The following is an 18,966-nucleotide window of genomic DNA, read 5'->3' as shown; positions in this document are numbered from 1 at the left end:
ATCTATTTCTTACGGATTTCAACTTCTACTTCACTCATGCCTCTTTCAGCCATTAAGTCCTGTGCATGTTTAGTGGCCACATCGTTGATTGAATAAATATCCTGTTCTGATGTTTTAATTTCAATTCCATCGATCACATGGTTGTCTTTATCTTTGAATACCGCTACAAATTCATCTTTTTCATTTCTCTGATCTTGAAAGTCATCAAATTGTGCTTGAGACATATGATACACCTCCCTTTTGGCTTTTATTACCACTATTTTATAGAGCTGAAACCACTTTATCTAAATTGTTTGAAATTAAAAAATCCTCTTTAAAAAGGGAATTCTAATACCTTTATTATTGGGGGCAAGTTCATGCCCCTCCCTGTCTAAAAAAAAATCCTGGTTCTACTGCCCAGGATTTTTCTCCACTCTCTTTCTTTTTCTAAAGGGCAGCCACCAATTCCAGTCGCCTAGTAATTTCATTAATGATGGGACTAGGATCATTCTGACAAGTGTAGCATCGATAAAAATCGAAAGGGCGACGGCGATACCAATTTGCTTAACGGGAACAATTTCAGTGAAAGCGAATGCCCCGGTTACTACAATCATGATTGCGGCTGCAGCGGTTATCACTTTACTTGTGATCGTAAGTCCCTCCAAAGTGGCAAAGTTATTATCCCTTGTCCTCAAGTATTCCTCATGGATACGCGAAATTAAAAATACTTCGTAATCCATGCTTAAACCAAAAACGACAGCAAAGGCAATAATAGGAATCATCAACCCAATTAACGAGGGGTCAATCCCAAAATGGCCTTCTTGGAAAATCCAAACGACAATTCCAAAAGCAGCACCTAATGAGAACATGTTCATTAATATGGCTTTCAATGGAATTAAAATTGATTGAAAAGCAACTAGTAAAATAATAAATGTGGAACCAAGAATAATGGAAAGTCCTAATGGGATTTTATCGTATACCTCATCGAATATTTCCTGATTAAACTTAGGATATCCCCCCATTGTAAAATTCAATGGCATGTCAGTGGATTCTATCTCTCTTACCCAGTCCTTTGCATCCTCTGATGAAGCTGGGGCGTTGATGGTTACATACAGAATCGTTTTATCTTCGGTTGTTAATGTATCCAGTACGGGTTCCAGTCCACTTTTTATTTGTGGATTTTGCAACATCGCATAAAATTGTTGAGATGTTACATCTCCTGAAGCGGTAAAGATCGAATCGATTTTATCGACAAGTTTTTCTTTTTCTAATTTCGAAATAAAGCTTTCCACACTAGAAAGAGAGTTTTCTGCTAAAAGAGAATCCTCTGTCTCGACGATGAAAGTGACAGTTGATTGATCACTCGGTACAAACGTTTCTTCAAATTTTTCATAGGCGATTCTTGCTTCACTAGTAGCTGGTAAGGCAGATGCATCGGGGATTTCTAATTCCATATCTTTAACTGGTAAAATAGCCATCGTAAGAATGGCAAGTGTTGCAAGTGACATGACCAATGGACGTTTCATCACAAAAGTAGCAAAATTTCTCCACCATGATTGGTCGTTATCCTTTCTTTTAAGGATCATGGCTTTATTAATTCGGTGCCCAAGAATGGATAAAATCGCCGGCAAAAACGTTAAAGCTGAAAGAACAGAAACCACTACGACTGCGATTCCCCCAATAGCAACAGATTTGAAAATATCAACCTGAAACACGAGCATTCCGGATAATCCAAGTGCGACACATAATCCAGAAAAACCAATTGAACGGCCGGCTGTCCGGTTTGTTATTTTTATCGCTTGTTCGACAGAATGATGGCTTAATTCCTCTCGAAAACGATTGATGTACAATAAAGCAAAGTCAATGCTAAGAGCTAAACCGATCATTGGTACTACGTTTAATACAAATATGGATAAATTGATAGAATGACCTAAGAAGTAAACGACACCCATTGTGATTACGACTGCTACAACCCCAATTAAAAGCGGAATACTAGCTGCCACTAGACCACCAAATGCTAAAAGTAGAATGATCATGGCAATGGGGAGGCCGATCATCTCAGCATTCGCTAAATCTTCCTGAGATTTTTTACTCATTTCATCTTCAATAATCGATCCTCCTGTTAATGAAACGGAAAAACCTTTGTGGTTAGGCAATGCGGCTTTTAATTCATTTAAATCGGTTTGATCGTCGGACTGAATGGTCACATAGGCATAGTTCCCTTTAAATACAGCAGGTGATGGATCGTTGCGATTGATTACAACATTCTTATGTATCGTTTTATCAATGAAGCTTTCAAAATCAGAGGCTGAAGCATCTTGATCTTTTTCAAACAAGAGAATGATAGAATTGGCCGATTGATCAAACTCCTCCTCTAATATTTTTTGGGTTTCGGCATAACTCCCCTCCATTTCAAATCCACTGCCTGTTAAAATGCTAGGCAGCTGAAAGGCAAAATACCCCATAATGACGGTTAAAATGATCCAAATCATGGCAATTGTTTTCTTAAGTTTAAACACGGCTTCACTTCCTTTCTACTACAATCATATCAATCAACCTAGTCTGATGGATACAACAAAATAGCCGAAATATTAAAATATAATTCTTGAAAAACTCTTGGCCATGAAAAAACTCTTCAATGTCATTTGAAGAGATTATCTCGTACTTTTTATTCGTTAATTATTGTTATAGCTTTACACTTACTTATTGACTGTACCCGGTATAATTGACTTTTAGTTTTCTATCTTAGTGTATTAAGAAAATAGCAGTTTGTTTTTTGAATATAAAAAAGCTGGAAATATTTAATGAATGTGTAAAAGTTGTATATTTTCAGCTTATTATCATTTGGGGTAACTTAAAAACACCCTTTAGATAAATTTCAACTATTCAAAAATTTAATTACATCATTATAGCTGCAATATAAACGTAAAAGAAAAATGCAACTGGAATGAGAGTAATAATTAATCCAATTATCCTAGTTTTTAATTTGAATTGTAAAAATAAACCGATCACCCAAATAAAAAACCAAATTAAGATTGTGAAGTCATTAGTAGAACCTTCCCCAATCCCACTAAAGCCATATCCAAGAACACTAGAAATAGTAACAAATAGTCCAGTAATCACATTTACAAAAATTAATATTGTTTTGTTCAACATTCCAATCCCCTTAAAAAAGATTCTGTCTCTTCCATTAAACCGCTTCGTTAGATTAGTAACATATTTATATTTTAACATTAACCTCCATTCAACTATCCCAAATATTTTAAAATTTTTATACTATTCAACTTTCCGGAAATGATATTGTAAATAATATTTTTGGGAGTGTACTGATATGTTATTATCTGATACCGCAAAACCTTATGAAGGAGTTTTCTTATTAAGTATATCTAAAATGTAATGAGCAACGCAGATTGTATCAGCGTTGCTCTTTTTTGCTATCGCAGCCATTATTTAAACAAATCATCTATACTATTTAACTTGTAATTCCTGAAGTTCATTGACAGTTACAAAATCATATCCTTGTCTTGATAATGATTGTATGATTCCTTTGATGGCTTTTAACCCTTCACCCGTCTTATCGTACATGGGATGCATTAAAATAATTGAACCTGGTGAAACATTTTCGTTAACATATTCAATCTTCTCGGAAGCTTCATTATAAAAAGTATCTGGTTCGAGATTCCACGTTATCGTATCTTTGTTATGCTTAGATAAATAATAAGGTAGTCCTACAATCTTTTTTCCATTTGGTGGTCGAAAGTCTATTTCCCCTTTATAACCAAGGTTTTGAATTAAATCGTCTGTTTTTTCAACTTCTTTTTTTACAAAAGACGGTGATTTAAAAATCATACGTTGGTGTGAATAAGTATGATTTCCAATTTGATGACCTTCGTTGACTATTTTTTTTGCTTCTTCCGGATTTTTTTCAATTTCATTTCCAATTAGAAAAAAAGTAGCTTTTATCTCATATTCTTTTAACAATGCGAGAATGTCATCTACATTCTCGGTTGGACCATCATCAAAAGTTAAGGCAACTACTTTCTGGTTCGTTTCCACTTTATTTGTTAATCCACCGAATAATTGAAACGTTCTCGAATTCATCAATTTATAAGTACCAAATAATAATAGAAAAACGATTAAAATGACTGTACCAATGAATATTGCTTTCTTTTTCATGAGTTGTAATTTTCCCCTTTTGAATTTCAATTCCTCATAATGTGACTACACCAAAGAATCATCTATATTTTTTGTTAAATTAATCCTTTACTTCAAAAAGAATAGCCATACTTCCATCTTGAGTATTGCCCCTTTAGCTGGATAAACTTCCACAATCTCGCCCGATCGTGGAAGATCTTTTTCTATTGAATAGTATCGTTGTATTATGCAGCTGGAAAGTTGTTCTTCTAAAAGGTAAGCGTGCGCCCTAAAGATCAAAAAGAGAAAGTGAGTTAATCATTTCCATCTTCCTTGCATATTTACTAACTAGCTGCCATAACGCGTTGTTTTCATTATGTTTCGGTCCAAGCCTATTACAATTTTCATATTGAGGTTTGGAATCTCTTCATTTATTGCTTAAACCTTAATAATTTTTTCAAAGATGACTAATGTCGTTTGTTGACTTCAATCGTAATAAACTCCGGTAAATAGCTGGGAGTACATCCTTTTGAAACTATTTCATCTTTGTAAAGACCCGTTTTCTCACCTAGTTTAATACAACGTGTACGATTCTCTTCATCATAAACGCCTATCCAGCCTGCAGTGAAATTCATAGCCCATTGAACTTCCGGTTCCTCCTGCGTAATATTAGCTTCTATTGCAGCTAGTAAGTCTGCGGTGTTATCAGGCGGTGTTTTTCCTGTCCATCTTAATCGCGCTTGATAATACCAGAAAGCTCGCCTTTGAAGAGCAGAAGGGCTATTTTCCCATGACTCCATTAATGCAATTGTCTTTTTGTCTTTGGTGAGCTGATTAGCCATTAACCAATCCATTAAGTTATTCCGCTCATCATAAGTGTGAGTCTGCATATCCTTATCAAGTTTATTTAGCACATCTTGTGAGAGAAGTTTTTTATCCATAATTAAGATGGCTAATAGTCTTGGCAAAAACTCTTCGGTTGACCAAAGTTCCATAGCTAGTTCGTGATCTTTTTTTATGTCCTTCGCGATTTTTCGTAAGTCGCCTAGCTTAGTTTTACTATTGATCTGAAGTAGAATGTTTTCTGCTTTTGAAGAGCGTGTTATTTCTGTACCTTTATTTTCACTCATTTTATAGAACTCCTTTTATTAAAGCACGGTTTCATAGTTATGTCCTTAATGGGATAGATCAAGAACTTAATTTCGTTATAAGTCTTATTGCAGGGGTGTGTCTCCAAAGTTTACCTTTTTTATTATTGTATCATATATCGTAATAAAGCTTTCTCCATCTATAATAGAAGAGCAACCTTCATTAATATAATAAAAACATTTACTTCCTTAAATGGTTCTAGTACTGTTAGATCTCCACATATCTCACATAGTCTTTGCGACAAAATTCATTCGTTCACCCTTTCCATGAGGTGGATGTCAGTCCTGCTGCCCGTTAGTATAATAACTCCAACAAAAAAGAGCGTTATTCATTTTGGATTAACGCTCCTCTTACTTCAATAAGAACTTCATAATTTCTTTTCAAAAAAGGTTAAGGATAGTTGCTCATTTACAATGACCTCTTTAATATTTCGAAATCCATTCTTTTTATAAAAACGAACTGCTGGAATATTTTTAGAACCTGTCGCTACTTTTATTGTTTCTATCTGGCACTTAGTTTCAATGAAATTTAATAGCAACTGCGCAATTCCTTTTCTAAAATGGTTTGGATGTACGATTAACCTATGTATATCAACATCATAGTCGTCTATTTTTATAGATATTACTCCGCATAATACATCATTTTCATAATAACCAAAGAAAGTTTCTCTGCAATGTTGCAAAGTATAAACTGTATCCCTTAATGGTGGTATTTCATATGAACCAATTATTTCTGCCTCTACCTTATATGATGGCATTTGAATGTTTAGAACATCTTCAGCGTTTTTACTATTATTAATGTCAATTTTTTTAATCAAGGGAACCCCTCATTCTGCTATTTTCTTCTTCCAAAAAACCGCTATATAGTTTAAGTACATTTATTGATAATTTTTCCTCTATACAATCTAACTGTTATTCAAGAAGATGGCCCAAATGTAGAATAAAGGCTAAAGACAATTCCTCCACTATCCGGCACCGTTAATACAAAAAAAAAGGATTGCCGTAGCAGCTTGATTTTTCAACTCTTACCCCCGCTAATTGAATAACTAGTTTCCTTAAACTAATCTCTTATCTGTAATTTTAAATCAGAAACTATAGAAACAAAAAGGAAAAAATTGGTATGTTGCTCATTCAAAATTCTATCACTATGTTTATGTTCTTTGTGCTATAATTCCTTAAAAATATATCATCTTATTCTATAAACTCGTTATTCTAATGTTATAAACAAAAAATAAAACTAAAATAAAAATAGGGTGTGAAAAATGCCGTTGGAGAAAATTGGGCTAACTGTTACTACAATTGGTTGTACTTTAGGAATTTTACTAATTATTTTCGGAGGTTTTTTCTATTTAATCGAAAATAAAAATAGGGTTATGTTTGCAAAAGCAGTAAGAACACTTGGTATTGGAATTGTAATAATAATGGTAAGTATTCCGTTTTCCATTCCAAACCAATTATTAGCTGGACCGAATCCAAATGAAATAAGCATATCAGATTTAATCATTTTGTCTGTCTTCTTTGGATCCCCTTTAATATTTATGGGAGTGGCTTGTTATATAGGTCTAAACTCAAAAGCGCATCAGATTTTAAACCCTACTACAGCCAAGGAAAAGCTAAGATACTACTCTCCAGCACAGCAAAAGAAGGAGCTTTAATGCAATTAAAAAGCCTAGTTTCTCAGTTTTAATACCGAGGAATTAGGCTTTTTAGTATTAGGGTTTCCTTAATCCGCATTTTCTTATACCGCATCAAGTTGCATGTACTAAAATACATGCAAAGTAGTTTTAAGCAACAAATTTTCATGATACTAGGCGCTCGAGCTTTTGTTCTTAAATATATTCTACTAACACATCAACGAATTGCTTTAAATACTTTTCATCTGTCTCACTAAAACGGTCTTTCAGTGGGCTATCAATATCTAATACACCGATAACCTCGTCATTTTTCACTAAAGGAATAACAATCTCTGAATTCGATGCTGCATCACATGCGATATGCCCAGGGAATTGATGGACATCAGCAATTCGTAATGTTTCGTTATTAGCCGCAGCTGTACCGCAAACGCCACGACCAAAAGGAATTCTTACACAAGCGGGTAAACCTTGGAAAGGGCCCAATACGAGTTGGTTGTTTTCTTTTGTTAAATAAAATCCAACCCAATTAATATCTGATAAAAATTGGTTTAATAAAGCAGAAGCATTTGATAAGTTAGCAATTAAATCATCTTCCCCATCGAGCAGCGCTTTTAATTGCTTAATAACAAGTTCGTAATTTTTTTCTATTGACTCTGAATAGTTCACACTATTAAACATCCAATTCCCCACCTAATTGATCATTATAATATTCTTTCTAATCTTACGATAACTGTTGAAAGTTTTAAAGAAAAAACAAATCATTTATTGAATGAGAAGAGTGCAAAGAAACAACTCTTTAACTAAAAAAAGCCTTCAAACATTTAGTTTCTCTTTGCCTCCAAGTAATTGAACAAGCGTTGAATAAACTAGAAAAACTTGGACAATGTTTTGAAATACTCATTTGGAGTATTCTAAACGATCAGCATGAGAGACGTCAACTAAGAAGATTCATCTATAGAGAAACTACACTCTCCAACAACTCTTCCCTTTAAATAAGAAAAAAGCCGTAATCAGAAATCCTAAATTACGACTTTACATTAGTCAAAAAAGTGTCTCTTCCTGTTGAAGAAACACCTCCGTTAGCTGAATAAAGAATATGTAGTGCAAACCCAGTGCTTAGAGCTTGTTTTTCTTTTACCCTTCCAACCCATTTTTTGTAGTTCCTTAGCGATCAATATATTAAAGAATCCATGCCCAACCAATACTACGGTATCATGTTCTTTAGCATATTCAACTAATAATCTGGATGCCTTTTCTGCCCTATCTTTTGCATTACTAAAAGACTCGCAACCACTTGAATAACCGCCAAACCATAAGCATCTTAAAATCACTGCCCAAACACTCGGATTTAATTTAATTCCCCAAAATTTTATTAAAGGAGAAGGTAACTCTGTTTCGCGAAACAAAGGGATTGAAACTGCTTTGAAATTAGGATTCAATAACTTTGCTGACTCGATCGACCTTTTCAAATCACTTGTTATCACAATATTTGCTGTTGCCATTTTTTCAAGCGTTTCTGATGGGTAAGAGTTTTCTTCCAAAACCCCATTATAATCATATTTTTCAACCCAGTTTTTAAACTCTTTGCATGTTATTAGACGATTTTCAGTAAACTTGGATTTACCATGTCTAATCAATGAGATTTCCATAGAGAGTCTCCTATACTATTTAGTTAAAAGTATATTTTTCTATTAACTATAAAAACTCTAAAGTATCATTTCTTCTTTAGAGTTGAAACATAGTCAATGCATACCAACAAAGAGAGTACGATTTCATTATTATACACGACTATTTCCTTTTTTCGAGATAAGTCAAATAGTTTATAATCAATAATTGCAATAACATTGTTGTCTTCATCTTGAATTGAAGTTTGGGTTTGTAGCGGCTTATCCAGATAGTAATATTTTTTACCTTGAATAGAAAATTCTTTCGTATCACCAAATTCAATTTTCTTAATGTCAGTTAAGGTTCCTATTTCTGAGTCGTTTTCTAAAATTGACCACTCATTTTTTGTCCAACGAAAATGCTCTTTAATTAGATATTCTTTATCGTCTTGTATAGCCTTTATATTAACCTCCCAACCTGTTAAAAATATCTCCGTTAATATATTTAGCAAATTAGGATAATATCTTTGTATTTTAGCTTTGGATACGCCTTTTTCGTCATTTATTTTGAATTCCTTTTTTACCCCCTTCACCACTGGTATCGTGTAACTATATTTTTGCATAAATAAACCTCCATAAATTATTAAAACTTAAAATATTATTTTTAAAAAAAACAACAAGTATTACGAAACAACCTAAAACAAAAAGGAAATATAAATGCTCTATAAAACATAACAAGTTATAAATGGTAAAGAAGCAGAAATTCAAAAATATTTAATCAGCCTCGGTCTGAGGTAGTCAAAGATTTCTATATTTACATGAGGGTATTAAAATTATGATGAAACACGGCGGGATAGAGGGGCAGCCGTAAATGAAGGACCACAAATTAGTAATTAGTGAACTACTTCTCATTTTATAGTTATTCATTTAGTTTAAAGCGTGCTATTTCTCTATCTTTTACTGATACTATTAAAGTGGAATTTAATGCATTTTCTTTTAAAGTATTTAATAAATCCATTGATGGTGCTGTCATATATTGGTCTGTTTGTTCTTTGACACCTAAATCAAAATCTAAAACATTATCTCCAACTTCCCCCGCTTTAAGCATCGGAATAATAGACTTACCCATACCAAGATTATTTGCTACTCTTTCCGATTCATCAAAAATATTAAATCCAAAAAGTTCAATTGTCAGTTTTAATAGTTCTTCACTGGGCTCAATTGTATATTTTAAGCCATCATCCATTTCAAATGTCTCTGGATTAGGCTCTTCTATTCCACCAACCGTTTGAGAGCCTGTGTTTTTTATCGAAAAATTATATCTTAGAGAAACGGTTGAGAAACTTTCCTCTATTTGATTAGATGCGTCTAAATGCTGTATATCCTTATCAGCAATGTGAATATCCACAGACTTATTTGTTAATCCAACAGAAGGTTCATTCCATGCAGAACATCCAACTAAAAAAATAATCATAAATAATACGGTTGATGTTTTAAAAATGGATCTGATTTTACTCACCCTTTTATAGCTTTTAATAGAAACCTATATTTCTTATACGAAAAAATTTGAATCTCATTTATTCCACTAAACTCTCCTTTAGTTCAATAAAGAGTTTCCAAAATGACAGCCCTGAACTTACGTTATCGCACCCGTTCATGCAATACTTACAACAAAAAAAGAGCCTCCATCCCTTTTGGATAAAGCCCTACTATTAAACAAGAATACCACAAATAACCCTTTATCGTTTGATCAACACGGATAATTCACCTTCAAAAACTTTTTCTTCCTTATCATTAAAAGTAGATAACAATACCGTAAGGATACCCGTTTCATGTTTTGCTGCTTTCTTATCAACAACCTCAACAATGAGATGTAATTCATCTCCAGGATATACTGGCTTTACAAACTTAAGATTATTCATTCGTGTTCCAGCAATCACATCCTCGCCATATTTACCTTCTTCAACCCAAAGCTTAAATGAAATCGCTAACGTATGGATTCCAGAGGCAATAATTCCATTAAATCTTCCCTGATTAGCTTTTTCCTCATCTACATGCATATATTGAGGATCAAATTCACCTGCAAACTTCATAATATCCTCTTTTGTTAATTTGTATGATTTCGTTTCGAACACCTGTCCAATTGCAAATTCATCTAACTTCACGTTTACACCTCTATTTATTATTTAACTACTTCCGCTCCCTATAAGTTTAACATCTTTAATTAATAGTTGACTTCAATAAGCCTCGCCAATAGTGAAAAAACGACTACTCAATGAACAATCGCACCTGCTATCACAATAATCATTAACTAATCCAAGTCTGTTTCACTTCTTTGGTTTTCCATTTATTATCTTTATAATGAACGGTAACTTCTACTCCAATTGCTCCTAAACCCGAACGATATTTAGAACCTTCAAAAAAGATGTTATTACGGGACTTAAATTCAACTTTTTCTAATCTAAGAAGCACGCCATCCAAAGCCATTTTTTCTGGATCGTACAATCCCTTTTCTTTCAGCTGTTCAAATGTAGCTTCCATTACATCCACTTTATATTTATCTTTAAAGTAACTTAAAATCTCTTTTTTATCACTTTCAACTACTTTCTCAAAATTACTCATATCAATAGCTATGTATTCCATATCATGACTTAATGCCTCATCTTGCTCCATTATGGAATTCAATGCAATTCTATATATTTCTCCTAAATCCTCTTTCGGATTTGCACCATTATTACAAACAGGAAGAATTAATACAACGAACATGAGGATGGTAAAATACTTTAATTTCATAGAAATCTCCCTTTTACTTTTATATAGTTACAATTCGTTTCATGCACTCATTTTCCTTCTCTCCTTCCTGCACGATCGTCCATGTACTTCAATAAGAATAGCCATACTTCCTTCTTGAAGTATGGCACCCTTTAGCACAATAAAACTTTGAAATATCATTAAGGTTGTTATTTATACCTTTACCACATGTGTTTTTGCTACTATATCGTAAAAGGATTGTTTCTTTTTCGTAAAAATGGCTGTCAAAATATATGTAAATATCAGACCATATATAAGTACACCAAGCAAATAATGGCTGAATGGTACTCCGCCATCACCTATATAAATTAGTCGATACACAAGGAAATGTGACAACTCCCAAGGTAAAAACTTTAGAATGGTCCGAAAAGTTAGATGCACCATAGATAATGGCTCTCCATTGGTTCCAACAACTCTTATATTAGCTTTCCTCTTTCCAAAAGACTGTTCACCAACATACGAATCACTAATTATAAAATAAAGTGAAACCGGAAAAGTCACCAATAAAAAACCTGTAAACTGAGCTACAATAAGTGATCCTGTGAAAAATCTCTGTATAGATGGAAATAAAAATACACTAATGACAAAGAGACCGGTTAAATAAACGAGAATAAGGATGTAATCAATAATGAAAGCTTTGAAACGGAGTAGAAATGAAGCATTCATTCCATCGCCCTCTTTCGTTTGGAATTGTAAGTCTACTAAACTCTCAATCCTTCAATAAAAGCATTAATACTGCTGTTCCAGTTATTAAAAAGTTTCCAAATGGGATTACTAAACATCAAACTGTTTTAAATGGTGATCAAGATGCTTGTAAATTCCTTTTCCCCATTGCTCGGAAGTAAGTTTACCGAAAAAAGGATGCGGATGAGTTGTACACTTATGAGGACCATTCTTTTGGAATGTAATAACTTTTTGTTTTAGACTTTCCTTTTCTGTTTCAAATTCTTTTTCACCTACAATCAAAATACTAGGAATGGTTGACATGTTCTGGGATAAAGGCTTGTCATTATAAAAAATTGGTTTCACAAACTTTCCAATTAATATTCCTAACCAACCTCTTGAAGGAAAAGTCTTTCCCATTGCAATGTCTTGAAAGGATGAACAATGTGCCAGCATTTTGGCAACATCCATTTTACCCCACTGCGGTTTTGAATTTGGACTTAATTTGTCGATTCGATTTAAAATTTCCTCTGCGTGTGATTGGTTAAAAATATCCTTCACTTTTGTGCCCCCTTTGAATGTCCGTTACTACATATCCCCAATTGATTAGATAAATATGCATAAATGTTAGTATCTATACATCTTTTCTTCTAGTAAGGATTCAAAAGGATTATTAAACATACTGCGATATGAGTTAATTGCCAGAAATATCTATAAATTCTCTATTTCTTCACGATTTAGTTTTGTCACTTTTGCAACCTGTATTATCACAGAATAGCTTTCCTTGAAATAATTCAAATTTATTGTGAATTTAGCACATAATGTAATTTGATTTTGAGGTGTTCATATTGAACATCTTCTATACAGTCTAGTCGTTGCATGATTTGTAGCAATTAGGTGAAAAATAGTAAATGAAAATGTGGAATCATAGGAGGGACTTTAGTGAAAGAATTAGAACTAAAGGAGAAGGTTATTGAGATTATTTCAAATCACAAAACCGGCATCCTTGCATCTGTAGAAGATAATAAGCCGCATTGTAGATATATGACCTTTTACAATGAGGAATTAACCTTATACAGTCCTACAAAAAAAGATACAGAAAAAATCGCTGAAATTGAAAAAAATCCATACGTATCCGTATTGCTCGGCTATGAGGATAAAGGGCAACGCGATGGGTATGTTGAACTTTTGGGTAAAGCATCGATTAATGAAAATCAATCGTTGAAAGATCGACTTTGGGAAGAATCATTTAAAAAATGGTTTGATGGTCCCCATGATCCAAATTATGTATTTTTAGAAATACAGCCTCAAACAGTCCGTCTTCTAAACCTTGAGGGTGAACCACCACAAGAGCTTTCTCTTAAGTAATAAATGATTTGAATTGCTAGTTCTTCTGACCTGTCTAGTTTTCAAGAAAATTGAGAGGAAAAGCGAGCATCATGACTACTCGCTTTTCCATACCACCTGTCCAAAAGCGTAAGTACCATTTTTTTTGAGGAATTGGAAAACATCTCCTGACTTTAGCTTGTTATGGAGCCTTATCCCACCTAAATAGCCTTGGTATCAGGTTTCTGTTCGTCGAGCTAAGATCTTGCTATAAGGACCTTGCGTTTCTCTAGTGGTTAGTTGATGTGTATCCCCCCACAGTGGACTCTCACCACCTAGATAGTCTATCCCTTTACGCTTTAAAAGCTGTAATAACTAAAAGCTGATAGGTATAGTTCGTCTTTACTACCGAAAGCTTCATTAAATTTATTCCTATCAAGTCCTGTCACTTCTAAAATACTCTCTATTGTGGTAGCTTTATACCCTTTTTGCCAAAACAGTACCATTGCCTGACTTAAAACTTTTGTTTCATTAAGATTTTGTTTCATATCATCTATCTCCCTTTAGGTTTATAGATTAGTTGAATAAAAAATTCTGAGAAAAATTCCTTGTTTTTAGGTACAACCTTTGGCAAATGGCTGATGAAACAACGCACCGACATTGAGCGCCAATTTAATATTTTAAAAGAAAAGGATTGGAACAACCACGGCTTTTCGGTTTTAATGGGTTACTCATTGCATGTTCAACTCAATATACTACTTATACACAACTTGGAATATTTATTTTAGTTTTGCAACACCATCTACTATACAAAGTATTATAAATTAGCAAATACCAATGTAAATAATTTACAATACAACTTGTAATCCATTATTATTTGCGTTTATTTTTTTGTTCTTTCATTTTAAACTTCAACAGATGTAATCGAAAAGAATGTGGAAGCTTTAACCATAAACCTGTTTTAATATTCATAGAAACCCTCCACTTTTCTTTTGATTAGTGTTTTGTTTCCTTTTCCTAAGGTCTATTTGGCTTTACTTTTATTGAAGAAATAACTTTACTCATGTTTCTTCTGAAAGGGCATTCATTCGTTTGTTGCACCATTAACGATTAAAGGACCAATCACTATCATTCTTCGTGATAAGGTTCAGATGCTGTTAATTCACTACAATTCCAGCAATAGCTTCTGATTCTCTCCCATTTGGAAAGTGGTTCATTGCAATAAATACATACAGGGTCATGCTTTTCCAATAAGAAGCACCTCCAAGATCAGAAGATAAGCTATGAAAATCACCAAATTTTTAAGAAGCAAAAGTGAGGATCAGCATAGATTATATTCCGAGAAATCTTATTCCAAGTTAACATTTTCTGTTGGAATTATTTCAATATCTTGTTCTGTCCTTTCAACTAAGTTTGTGCTTACTTCGCAGCAAATGTCGTAAACCTCATCAAAGTGGACAAGCGACAATAACTAACGCACCCCTTCCTGCATTGTATTAACCCTTAAAGACCTTTTTTAAAAAAAGTATAACAGTACCCCCCTTTTAAATTATTTACTAGCAATCCAAAGAGGTGAGTGCAATTACAATATTAATTGTACATTAAATTATTTGAATATTCAATATATTATAACAAAATAATTACCCGAAATTATGACAAAATTCTATTAAGTTTATATAAAAAATAGAGTAGAAAGGGAAGTATGACATAAAAATACGCTTTTACGTAGTAAGTTTGTATGAATATAAAAAGGCTGCCTCAGTTACTAGACAACCTTTTTATTAGATTAAAGCCCCCTATAGTTCAAGAACGATAAACTTAGATTCCAAGGGATTTCTCTGCTTCCTCACTTGTCTTTGGTAATTCCATTCCCTTTTCCCAAATTAAAACTTTATCTTTTGGCGTACCGTAATAAACTGTTTGTACTTCTATACCCCTGTATTCTTCTTGTTCTTTAATATCAATAAAATCATACCCTTTTTCTAATGCATAAGGAGGCTCTGCTTCTTTCTTTACTATCGGTCGTAGTGGAGTAATATAAAAATTCCCTTCCTTGTCCATATCATATTTTATTCTATTTAAACTATATCCATCGTTTATCTCAGCATAGTATACAATCTTCCCATCCTCCATTTGACTAATATCTCTAATTTCCACTACATCTGTGGCAACACTGGTGATTTCCCATTTGAATAAGCCAACGTATCCCAGAATGATAATGCTCATTAACAATCCACTTATTAGTCCACCTTTAATAAAGGCTTTTAATCGTACTCTTTTCCACGCAGTAGAAATGTTTTTTATAACATTGCCATCATTTCTATTTTCTATTATTTTTTTCTCGGGAATATGAACTTCATTTTGAATTTTCTCTAATTCTATTTTGCAGTTATCGCAATACGAAAGATGTTCTTCCACCATTCTCTTACTATCATCACTACAAACATTGTCGTAATACAACGGAAGCATATCTTTAATTACTTCACAGGATATTTTACTCATTTCTACTCCTCCTCTAACAAGTCTTGTATTTTGCGTTTAGAACGGTGAAATGTAACTCTCGCCCAACTTTCTGTTTTCTCAAAAAGCTCACTTATTTCTTTAAAGGAAAGTTCTCCAAATACTCTTAGTGTAAAAACTTCTTTATAAGGTTCTTCTAAATGATGCAAGACCTTATGTAAACGAAAAGTCTCTTCTTTGTTTAATATCATTTCTCCAATACTTTTTTCACTTGCTTGTTCTGGTATTTCGTCTGTAACAAATCGCTTTTGCTTGTCCAGATAGGTAAAGTAGGTATTCTTAGCAATTTGACAAAGCCAAACACTAAGTTTGCTATTACCTTTAAATTTATCTATGTTTTTCAATGCCTTGAAAAACGTTTCTTGTGTTATTTCTTCTGCTACCTTATCGTTACGACTTAACGATAATACAAACGAGTAAACTTCCCGAAAGTATTGATTGTATATACTCTCAAACTCGGTCACATTTCTACCTCCTTTCATAAGTAAGACTAAGTTAAGTAAGTTTCGTTACATAAAATCAAAAAAAATGGCAGACGGATGTTCTGCCATTAAATCATATCATTTTACTATCTTAATTTTTGCTACTAAGAACAACCAACATTCTTCTTTAACTAAACTGCTCCGTTAGTGGAAAAAGAAAAAGAGTCAAGCTACTAACGGGATTGGTTGAGAAGTCCAAAATGTTAAATAACAATAAAAATAACAGACGAATTCTTAAAAAATTAATATAGGAAAAAACATTAAGAATAGCAAAAAAGGAGCGAATTCGCTCCTTTTACAATTAACCGTTCAAATAACTTTCCCAATCATAATCATCAATCTTAAAAAATTTGCCTTCATCATCTTTTTCATATGCACATAAAGGCGCCTCTTGGATAAATTCTAAAATGGAATCGTCGATATTCAAGATTGCTCCAACAGAGACAATTTGAAAGTTTTCGGGATTACTTAGCTCGTCATCATCTTCATAGCCACTTAATATAGACCAACCAGAATCGCCTTCGCTATTTGGATAATCTCTTAGCATAAAGTTGAACTCTCTCTTTTTAAGTACATCTTCGCTGACCGTTACTAAAGTGTCAAAATAAAAGTCCCATTCAGATGAATTCGGATCTTCATATTGGGTATCACATATGTTTTCAATTCCGAATGAAATCTCATTCCCTATTTTTAACGGTAAAAGACGAGGTTTATTGTCTAGTTTACCCATAAATTTCTTTCCTTTTATGTTGGTGATTTGAACCCACATTCTCTCTGCTCTATATCCATCCTCTTTGGCTTTCTCTGTTACGAAGATTAACTTTACAGAATCACCGACTTTTAATTTGTTCAATACCTCTGAACTAGGAATATAAAAAGTGTACGGCGATTCATTGTTTAAGTCGTAAACATTATCTAAATACCAGGACATCCTTTTTCTCCCCTTGCCTCACAAAATATTAATAACTTCTATTTTCTATAATATTATTTCCTTCTTGTGCTAACCTGCCCCTTTAGAATAAGAAGAAAAGGGACTGCCACAGCAGTCCTCCTCTTTAACTCTCGCACCCCATAGTAAGAATAATTATAAAGCATACTCATCATTCATTGATTTCGTAAATTACGGTATCAAACAATTTCCCACCAGTGTAAAGCAATACTGCCCATTCTCCTGCCTTTGGAATGTTCACAGTGGAAGGTGCATGTGCATCTGCCCCATTATTCTCTCCTCCAAGACCTATTGTCCAACCTGTTGTTAGGATTTGATGAACGGTTCCCGTTTCTCTGTGAAAACCAACGACCGTCAGTTCGGTTTCCTGGGGATTTTCAACACCCCAAAGATGCCACATCCACTTTTGACCGTTTAAACTGGGCATGTCAGCACTAATAACGCCTGATTTATTCTCATTCCCGATTATATTGCCATTGAATGTCGTAGCTTTTTTATCCCAATCAACTTTCTCTAAATCACTTTCTTTGACAAAGTTTGGTATATCTTCAGGTAAAGTCAACTTACTTTCAACCGTTTCATTTTTAGCGCAACCTAAAATCATAAAAAGCATACTAAAGAAAATAAGTCCCAAAGGCTTTAGCTTCAAATAACCCTCCTCCTAACAAATAAATTTTCCTTATAATGTAAATTATACCATCTACTATATACCCTTGTTCAATTAACCTACCACTTTTTCTCAATAAGAAAAGACTGCCATAATACAGCCATTAGTCTTTAACTCTAGCACCCGTTCGTGTAATAAGGTATACGCTCTCTGAGTTATTCAATAGAACCATTTTTTCAGTAAATCCTGAAGAGACATGATAATAGAACAATATCAACTTTTTATAAGTTTCTCTATTATTTGTTTCTTTGTTCAGACGAAGTTTTATATGTATCTACTTCTTCTTAAATATTATTTCTATTTTTTATAGGTTTTTTTAAATTGAATTACTCCAATCGCTAACACACAAAGGCTTAAAGGAATAAAAAGAATCACAAAAGTTGTTTGTTTAATCATATCTACACTAAAATCTTACCTAAGTTTAATTAATCATAACCATGTTAAATATAAAGCTGACAATTCCTTTTTGTGCTAATCTATCAGTTAGTAGAATTAGCGTAGCAACCCTCTTGTTCAACATAAGCGCCTGTTAATTTAATAACTGATTCACTTTGTTTTCGCCTTCTAAAAATTCTTGTATAAGTTCTCTTAGTTCATCCTCGTTTTGGAATTCAGTTAATTCTTTACCATACCATTCTTGTAGATTTTCTCTCGTAATTGTATATTCACGGATATCGGAGTTAAATGTTATCCAATCCACATTTTGGACTAATGTAAATAAAAATGTTGCATTAAATATCACTGTTTCTTTGAATTTTTGCTCTGACTCTATCAAATCATAATTTAGCGTTATTCCATACGGTTCTTCATTTGTTTTAAGTTCAAAACCGTTTAATTGCTCTGCACCTACTAATTGATTAGCAATGTTTCCTACTGCACTGTTATCACCAACGAACGAATCTTTATATTGAAAAATATCATTCTTTATATTCGTATCATTTGAATTACACCCATTTAAAAAAAGAATGACCAATAGTGAATAGAACAAAAGCTTCGTCATTTTTCTCAATTTTATTCCCCCTTCATACACTTAAAATACCATAAAAATC

22 protein-coding genes are annotated in these 18,966 nt (G+C 33.2%); 2 read left to right on the top strand and 20 right to left on the bottom strand.

Annotated features, from left to right (window positions below):
• Positions 1 to 2: 2 nt before the first annotated feature.
• The 6 genes from R4Z10_RS09235 to R4Z10_RS09210 all read right to left on the bottom strand — a co-directional run bounded on the left by R4Z10_RS09235 (position 3) and on the right by R4Z10_RS09210 (position 6,079).
• On the bottom strand, positions 3 to 224 hold the full coding sequence (locus tag R4Z10_RS09235; protein WP_338472881.1) for a hypothetical protein: 222 nt from the start codon (positions 222 to 224) through the stop codon (positions 3 to 5).
• Between the two features lie 165 nt (positions 225 to 389).
• The gene (locus R4Z10_RS09230) at positions 390 to 2,498 is read right to left on the bottom strand and encodes an MMPL family transporter (protein WP_338472880.1); all 2,109 of its coding nucleotides are present in this window, start codon (positions 2,496 to 2,498) and stop codon (positions 390 to 392) included.
• A gap of 379 nt (positions 2,499 to 2,877) precedes the next feature.
• Positions 2,878 to 3,132: a hypothetical protein gene (locus tag R4Z10_RS09225; RefSeq protein WP_338472879.1), complete on the bottom strand. Its 255-nt coding sequence runs from the start codon at positions 3,130 to 3,132 to the stop codon at positions 2,878 to 2,880.
• Positions 3,133 to 3,447: 315 nt separating this feature from the next.
• Entirely contained in the window at positions 3,448 to 4,155 is a 708-nt protein-coding gene (locus R4Z10_RS09220; RefSeq protein ID WP_338472878.1) for a polysaccharide deacetylase family protein, read from the bottom strand.
• 425 nt (positions 4,156 to 4,580) lie between these two features.
• Positions 4,581 to 5,243 (bottom strand): DNA alkylation repair protein, encoded by a 663-nt coding sequence (locus R4Z10_RS09215; RefSeq protein ID WP_338472877.1) that lies wholly within the window; start codon positions 5,241 to 5,243, stop codon positions 4,581 to 4,583.
• Positions 5,244 to 5,629: 386 nt separating this feature from the next.
• A complete protein-coding gene (locus R4Z10_RS09210) occupies positions 5,630 to 6,079 on the bottom strand; it encodes a GNAT family N-acetyltransferase (RefSeq protein WP_338472876.1) in 450 nt (149 codons plus the stop codon).
• Positions 6,080 to 6,523: 444 nt separating this feature from the next.
• On the opposite strand from R4Z10_RS09210, the gene R4Z10_RS09205 reads away from it, so the two are divergent.
• Positions 6,524 to 6,916 (top strand): hypothetical protein, encoded by a 393-nt coding sequence (locus R4Z10_RS09205; RefSeq protein WP_338472875.1) that lies wholly within the window; start codon positions 6,524 to 6,526, stop codon positions 6,914 to 6,916.
• A 174-nt stretch (positions 6,917 to 7,090) separates the two neighbouring features.
• Here R4Z10_RS09205 and R4Z10_RS09200 read toward each other — a convergent pair whose 3' ends face one another.
• The 8 genes from R4Z10_RS09200 to R4Z10_RS09165 form a co-directional block, all read right to left on the bottom strand.
• The gene (locus tag R4Z10_RS09200) at positions 7,091 to 7,573 is read right to left on the bottom strand and encodes a GAF domain-containing protein (RefSeq protein ID WP_338472874.1); all 483 of its coding nucleotides are present in this window, start codon (positions 7,571 to 7,573) and stop codon (positions 7,091 to 7,093) included.
• Between the two features lie 401 nt (positions 7,574 to 7,974).
• Positions 7,975 to 8,544 carry a phosphoglycerate mutase family protein gene (locus R4Z10_RS09195; RefSeq protein WP_338472873.1) on the bottom strand — a complete coding sequence of 190 codons (570 nt, stop codon included), beginning with the start codon at positions 8,542 to 8,544 and terminating at the stop codon, positions 7,975 to 7,977.
• Positions 8,545 to 8,609: 65 nt separating this feature from the next.
• The gene (locus tag R4Z10_RS09190; RefSeq protein WP_338472872.1) at positions 8,610 to 9,122 is read right to left on the bottom strand and encodes a hypothetical protein; all 513 of its coding nucleotides are present in this window, start codon (positions 9,120 to 9,122) and stop codon (positions 8,610 to 8,612) included.
• A gap of 296 nt (positions 9,123 to 9,418) precedes the next feature.
• Positions 9,419 to 9,973: a hypothetical protein gene (locus R4Z10_RS09185; RefSeq protein WP_338472871.1), complete on the bottom strand. Its 555-nt coding sequence runs from the start codon at positions 9,971 to 9,973 to the stop codon at positions 9,419 to 9,421.
• A gap of 265 nt (positions 9,974 to 10,238) precedes the next feature.
• Entirely contained in the window at positions 10,239 to 10,664 is a 426-nt protein-coding gene (locus tag R4Z10_RS09180; protein ID WP_338472870.1) for a MaoC family dehydratase, read from the bottom strand.
• A 142-nt stretch (positions 10,665 to 10,806) separates the two neighbouring features.
• Positions 10,807 to 11,292 carry a peptide ABC transporter substrate-binding protein gene (locus R4Z10_RS09175; protein WP_338472869.1) on the bottom strand — a complete coding sequence of 162 codons (486 nt, stop codon included), beginning with the start codon at positions 11,290 to 11,292 and terminating at the stop codon, positions 10,807 to 10,809.
• A 171-nt stretch (positions 11,293 to 11,463) separates the two neighbouring features.
• A complete protein-coding gene (locus R4Z10_RS09170) occupies positions 11,464 to 11,976 on the bottom strand; it encodes an RDD family protein (RefSeq protein WP_338472868.1) in 513 nt (170 codons plus the stop codon).
• Positions 11,977 to 12,084: 108 nt separating this feature from the next.
• Positions 12,085 to 12,534 carry a DUF1569 domain-containing protein gene (locus tag R4Z10_RS09165; protein ID WP_338472867.1) on the bottom strand — a complete coding sequence of 150 codons (450 nt, stop codon included), beginning with the start codon at positions 12,532 to 12,534 and terminating at the stop codon, positions 12,085 to 12,087.
• A 381-nt stretch (positions 12,535 to 12,915) separates the two neighbouring features.
• On the opposite strand from R4Z10_RS09165, the gene R4Z10_RS09160 reads away from it, so the two are divergent.
• Positions 12,916 to 13,341: a pyridoxamine 5'-phosphate oxidase family protein gene (locus tag R4Z10_RS09160; protein WP_338472866.1), complete on the top strand. Its 426-nt coding sequence runs from the start codon at positions 12,916 to 12,918 to the stop codon at positions 13,339 to 13,341.
• 317 nt (positions 13,342 to 13,658) lie between these two features.
• Here R4Z10_RS09160 and R4Z10_RS09155 read toward each other — a convergent pair whose 3' ends face one another.
• The 6 genes from R4Z10_RS09155 to R4Z10_RS09130 all read right to left on the bottom strand — a co-directional run bounded on the left by R4Z10_RS09155 (position 13,659) and on the right by R4Z10_RS09130 (position 18,917).
• Positions 13,659 to 13,847, bottom strand: coding sequence for a helix-turn-helix domain-containing protein (locus R4Z10_RS09155; protein WP_338472865.1), 189 nt, complete (start codon positions 13,845 to 13,847; stop codon positions 13,659 to 13,661).
• Between the two features lie 1,270 nt (positions 13,848 to 15,117).
• A complete protein-coding gene (locus R4Z10_RS09150; RefSeq protein ID WP_338472864.1) occupies positions 15,118 to 15,801 on the bottom strand; it encodes a zf-HC2 domain-containing protein in 684 nt (227 codons plus the stop codon).
• A 2-nt stretch (positions 15,802 to 15,803) separates the two neighbouring features.
• Complete coding sequence (locus tag R4Z10_RS09145; RefSeq protein ID WP_338472863.1) at positions 15,804 to 16,283, bottom strand: RNA polymerase sigma factor; 480 nt, start codon at positions 16,281 to 16,283, stop codon at positions 15,804 to 15,806.
• Between the two features lie 319 nt (positions 16,284 to 16,602).
• Positions 16,603 to 17,232 (bottom strand): DUF2185 domain-containing protein, encoded by a 630-nt coding sequence (locus R4Z10_RS09140; protein WP_338472862.1) that lies wholly within the window; start codon positions 17,230 to 17,232, stop codon positions 16,603 to 16,605.
• A 169-nt stretch (positions 17,233 to 17,401) separates the two neighbouring features.
• A complete protein-coding gene (locus R4Z10_RS09135; protein WP_338472861.1) occupies positions 17,402 to 17,899 on the bottom strand; it encodes a hypothetical protein in 498 nt (165 codons plus the stop codon).
• Positions 17,900 to 18,446: 547 nt separating this feature from the next.
• On the bottom strand, positions 18,447 to 18,917 hold the full coding sequence (locus R4Z10_RS09130; protein ID WP_338473203.1) for a DUF4825 domain-containing protein: 471 nt from the start codon (positions 18,915 to 18,917) through the stop codon (positions 18,447 to 18,449).
• Between the last annotated feature and the right edge of the window lie 49 nt (positions 18,918 to 18,966).

The sequence above is a fragment of the Niallia sp. XMNu-256 genome, assembly GCF_036670015.1.
Taxonomy (GTDB): Bacteria; Bacillota; Bacilli; order Bacillales; family Cytobacillaceae; genus Bacillus_BD.
The sequence above is the reverse complement of the archived record's forward strand: the minus strand, read 5'-3'. Positions and strand labels throughout refer to the sequence as shown.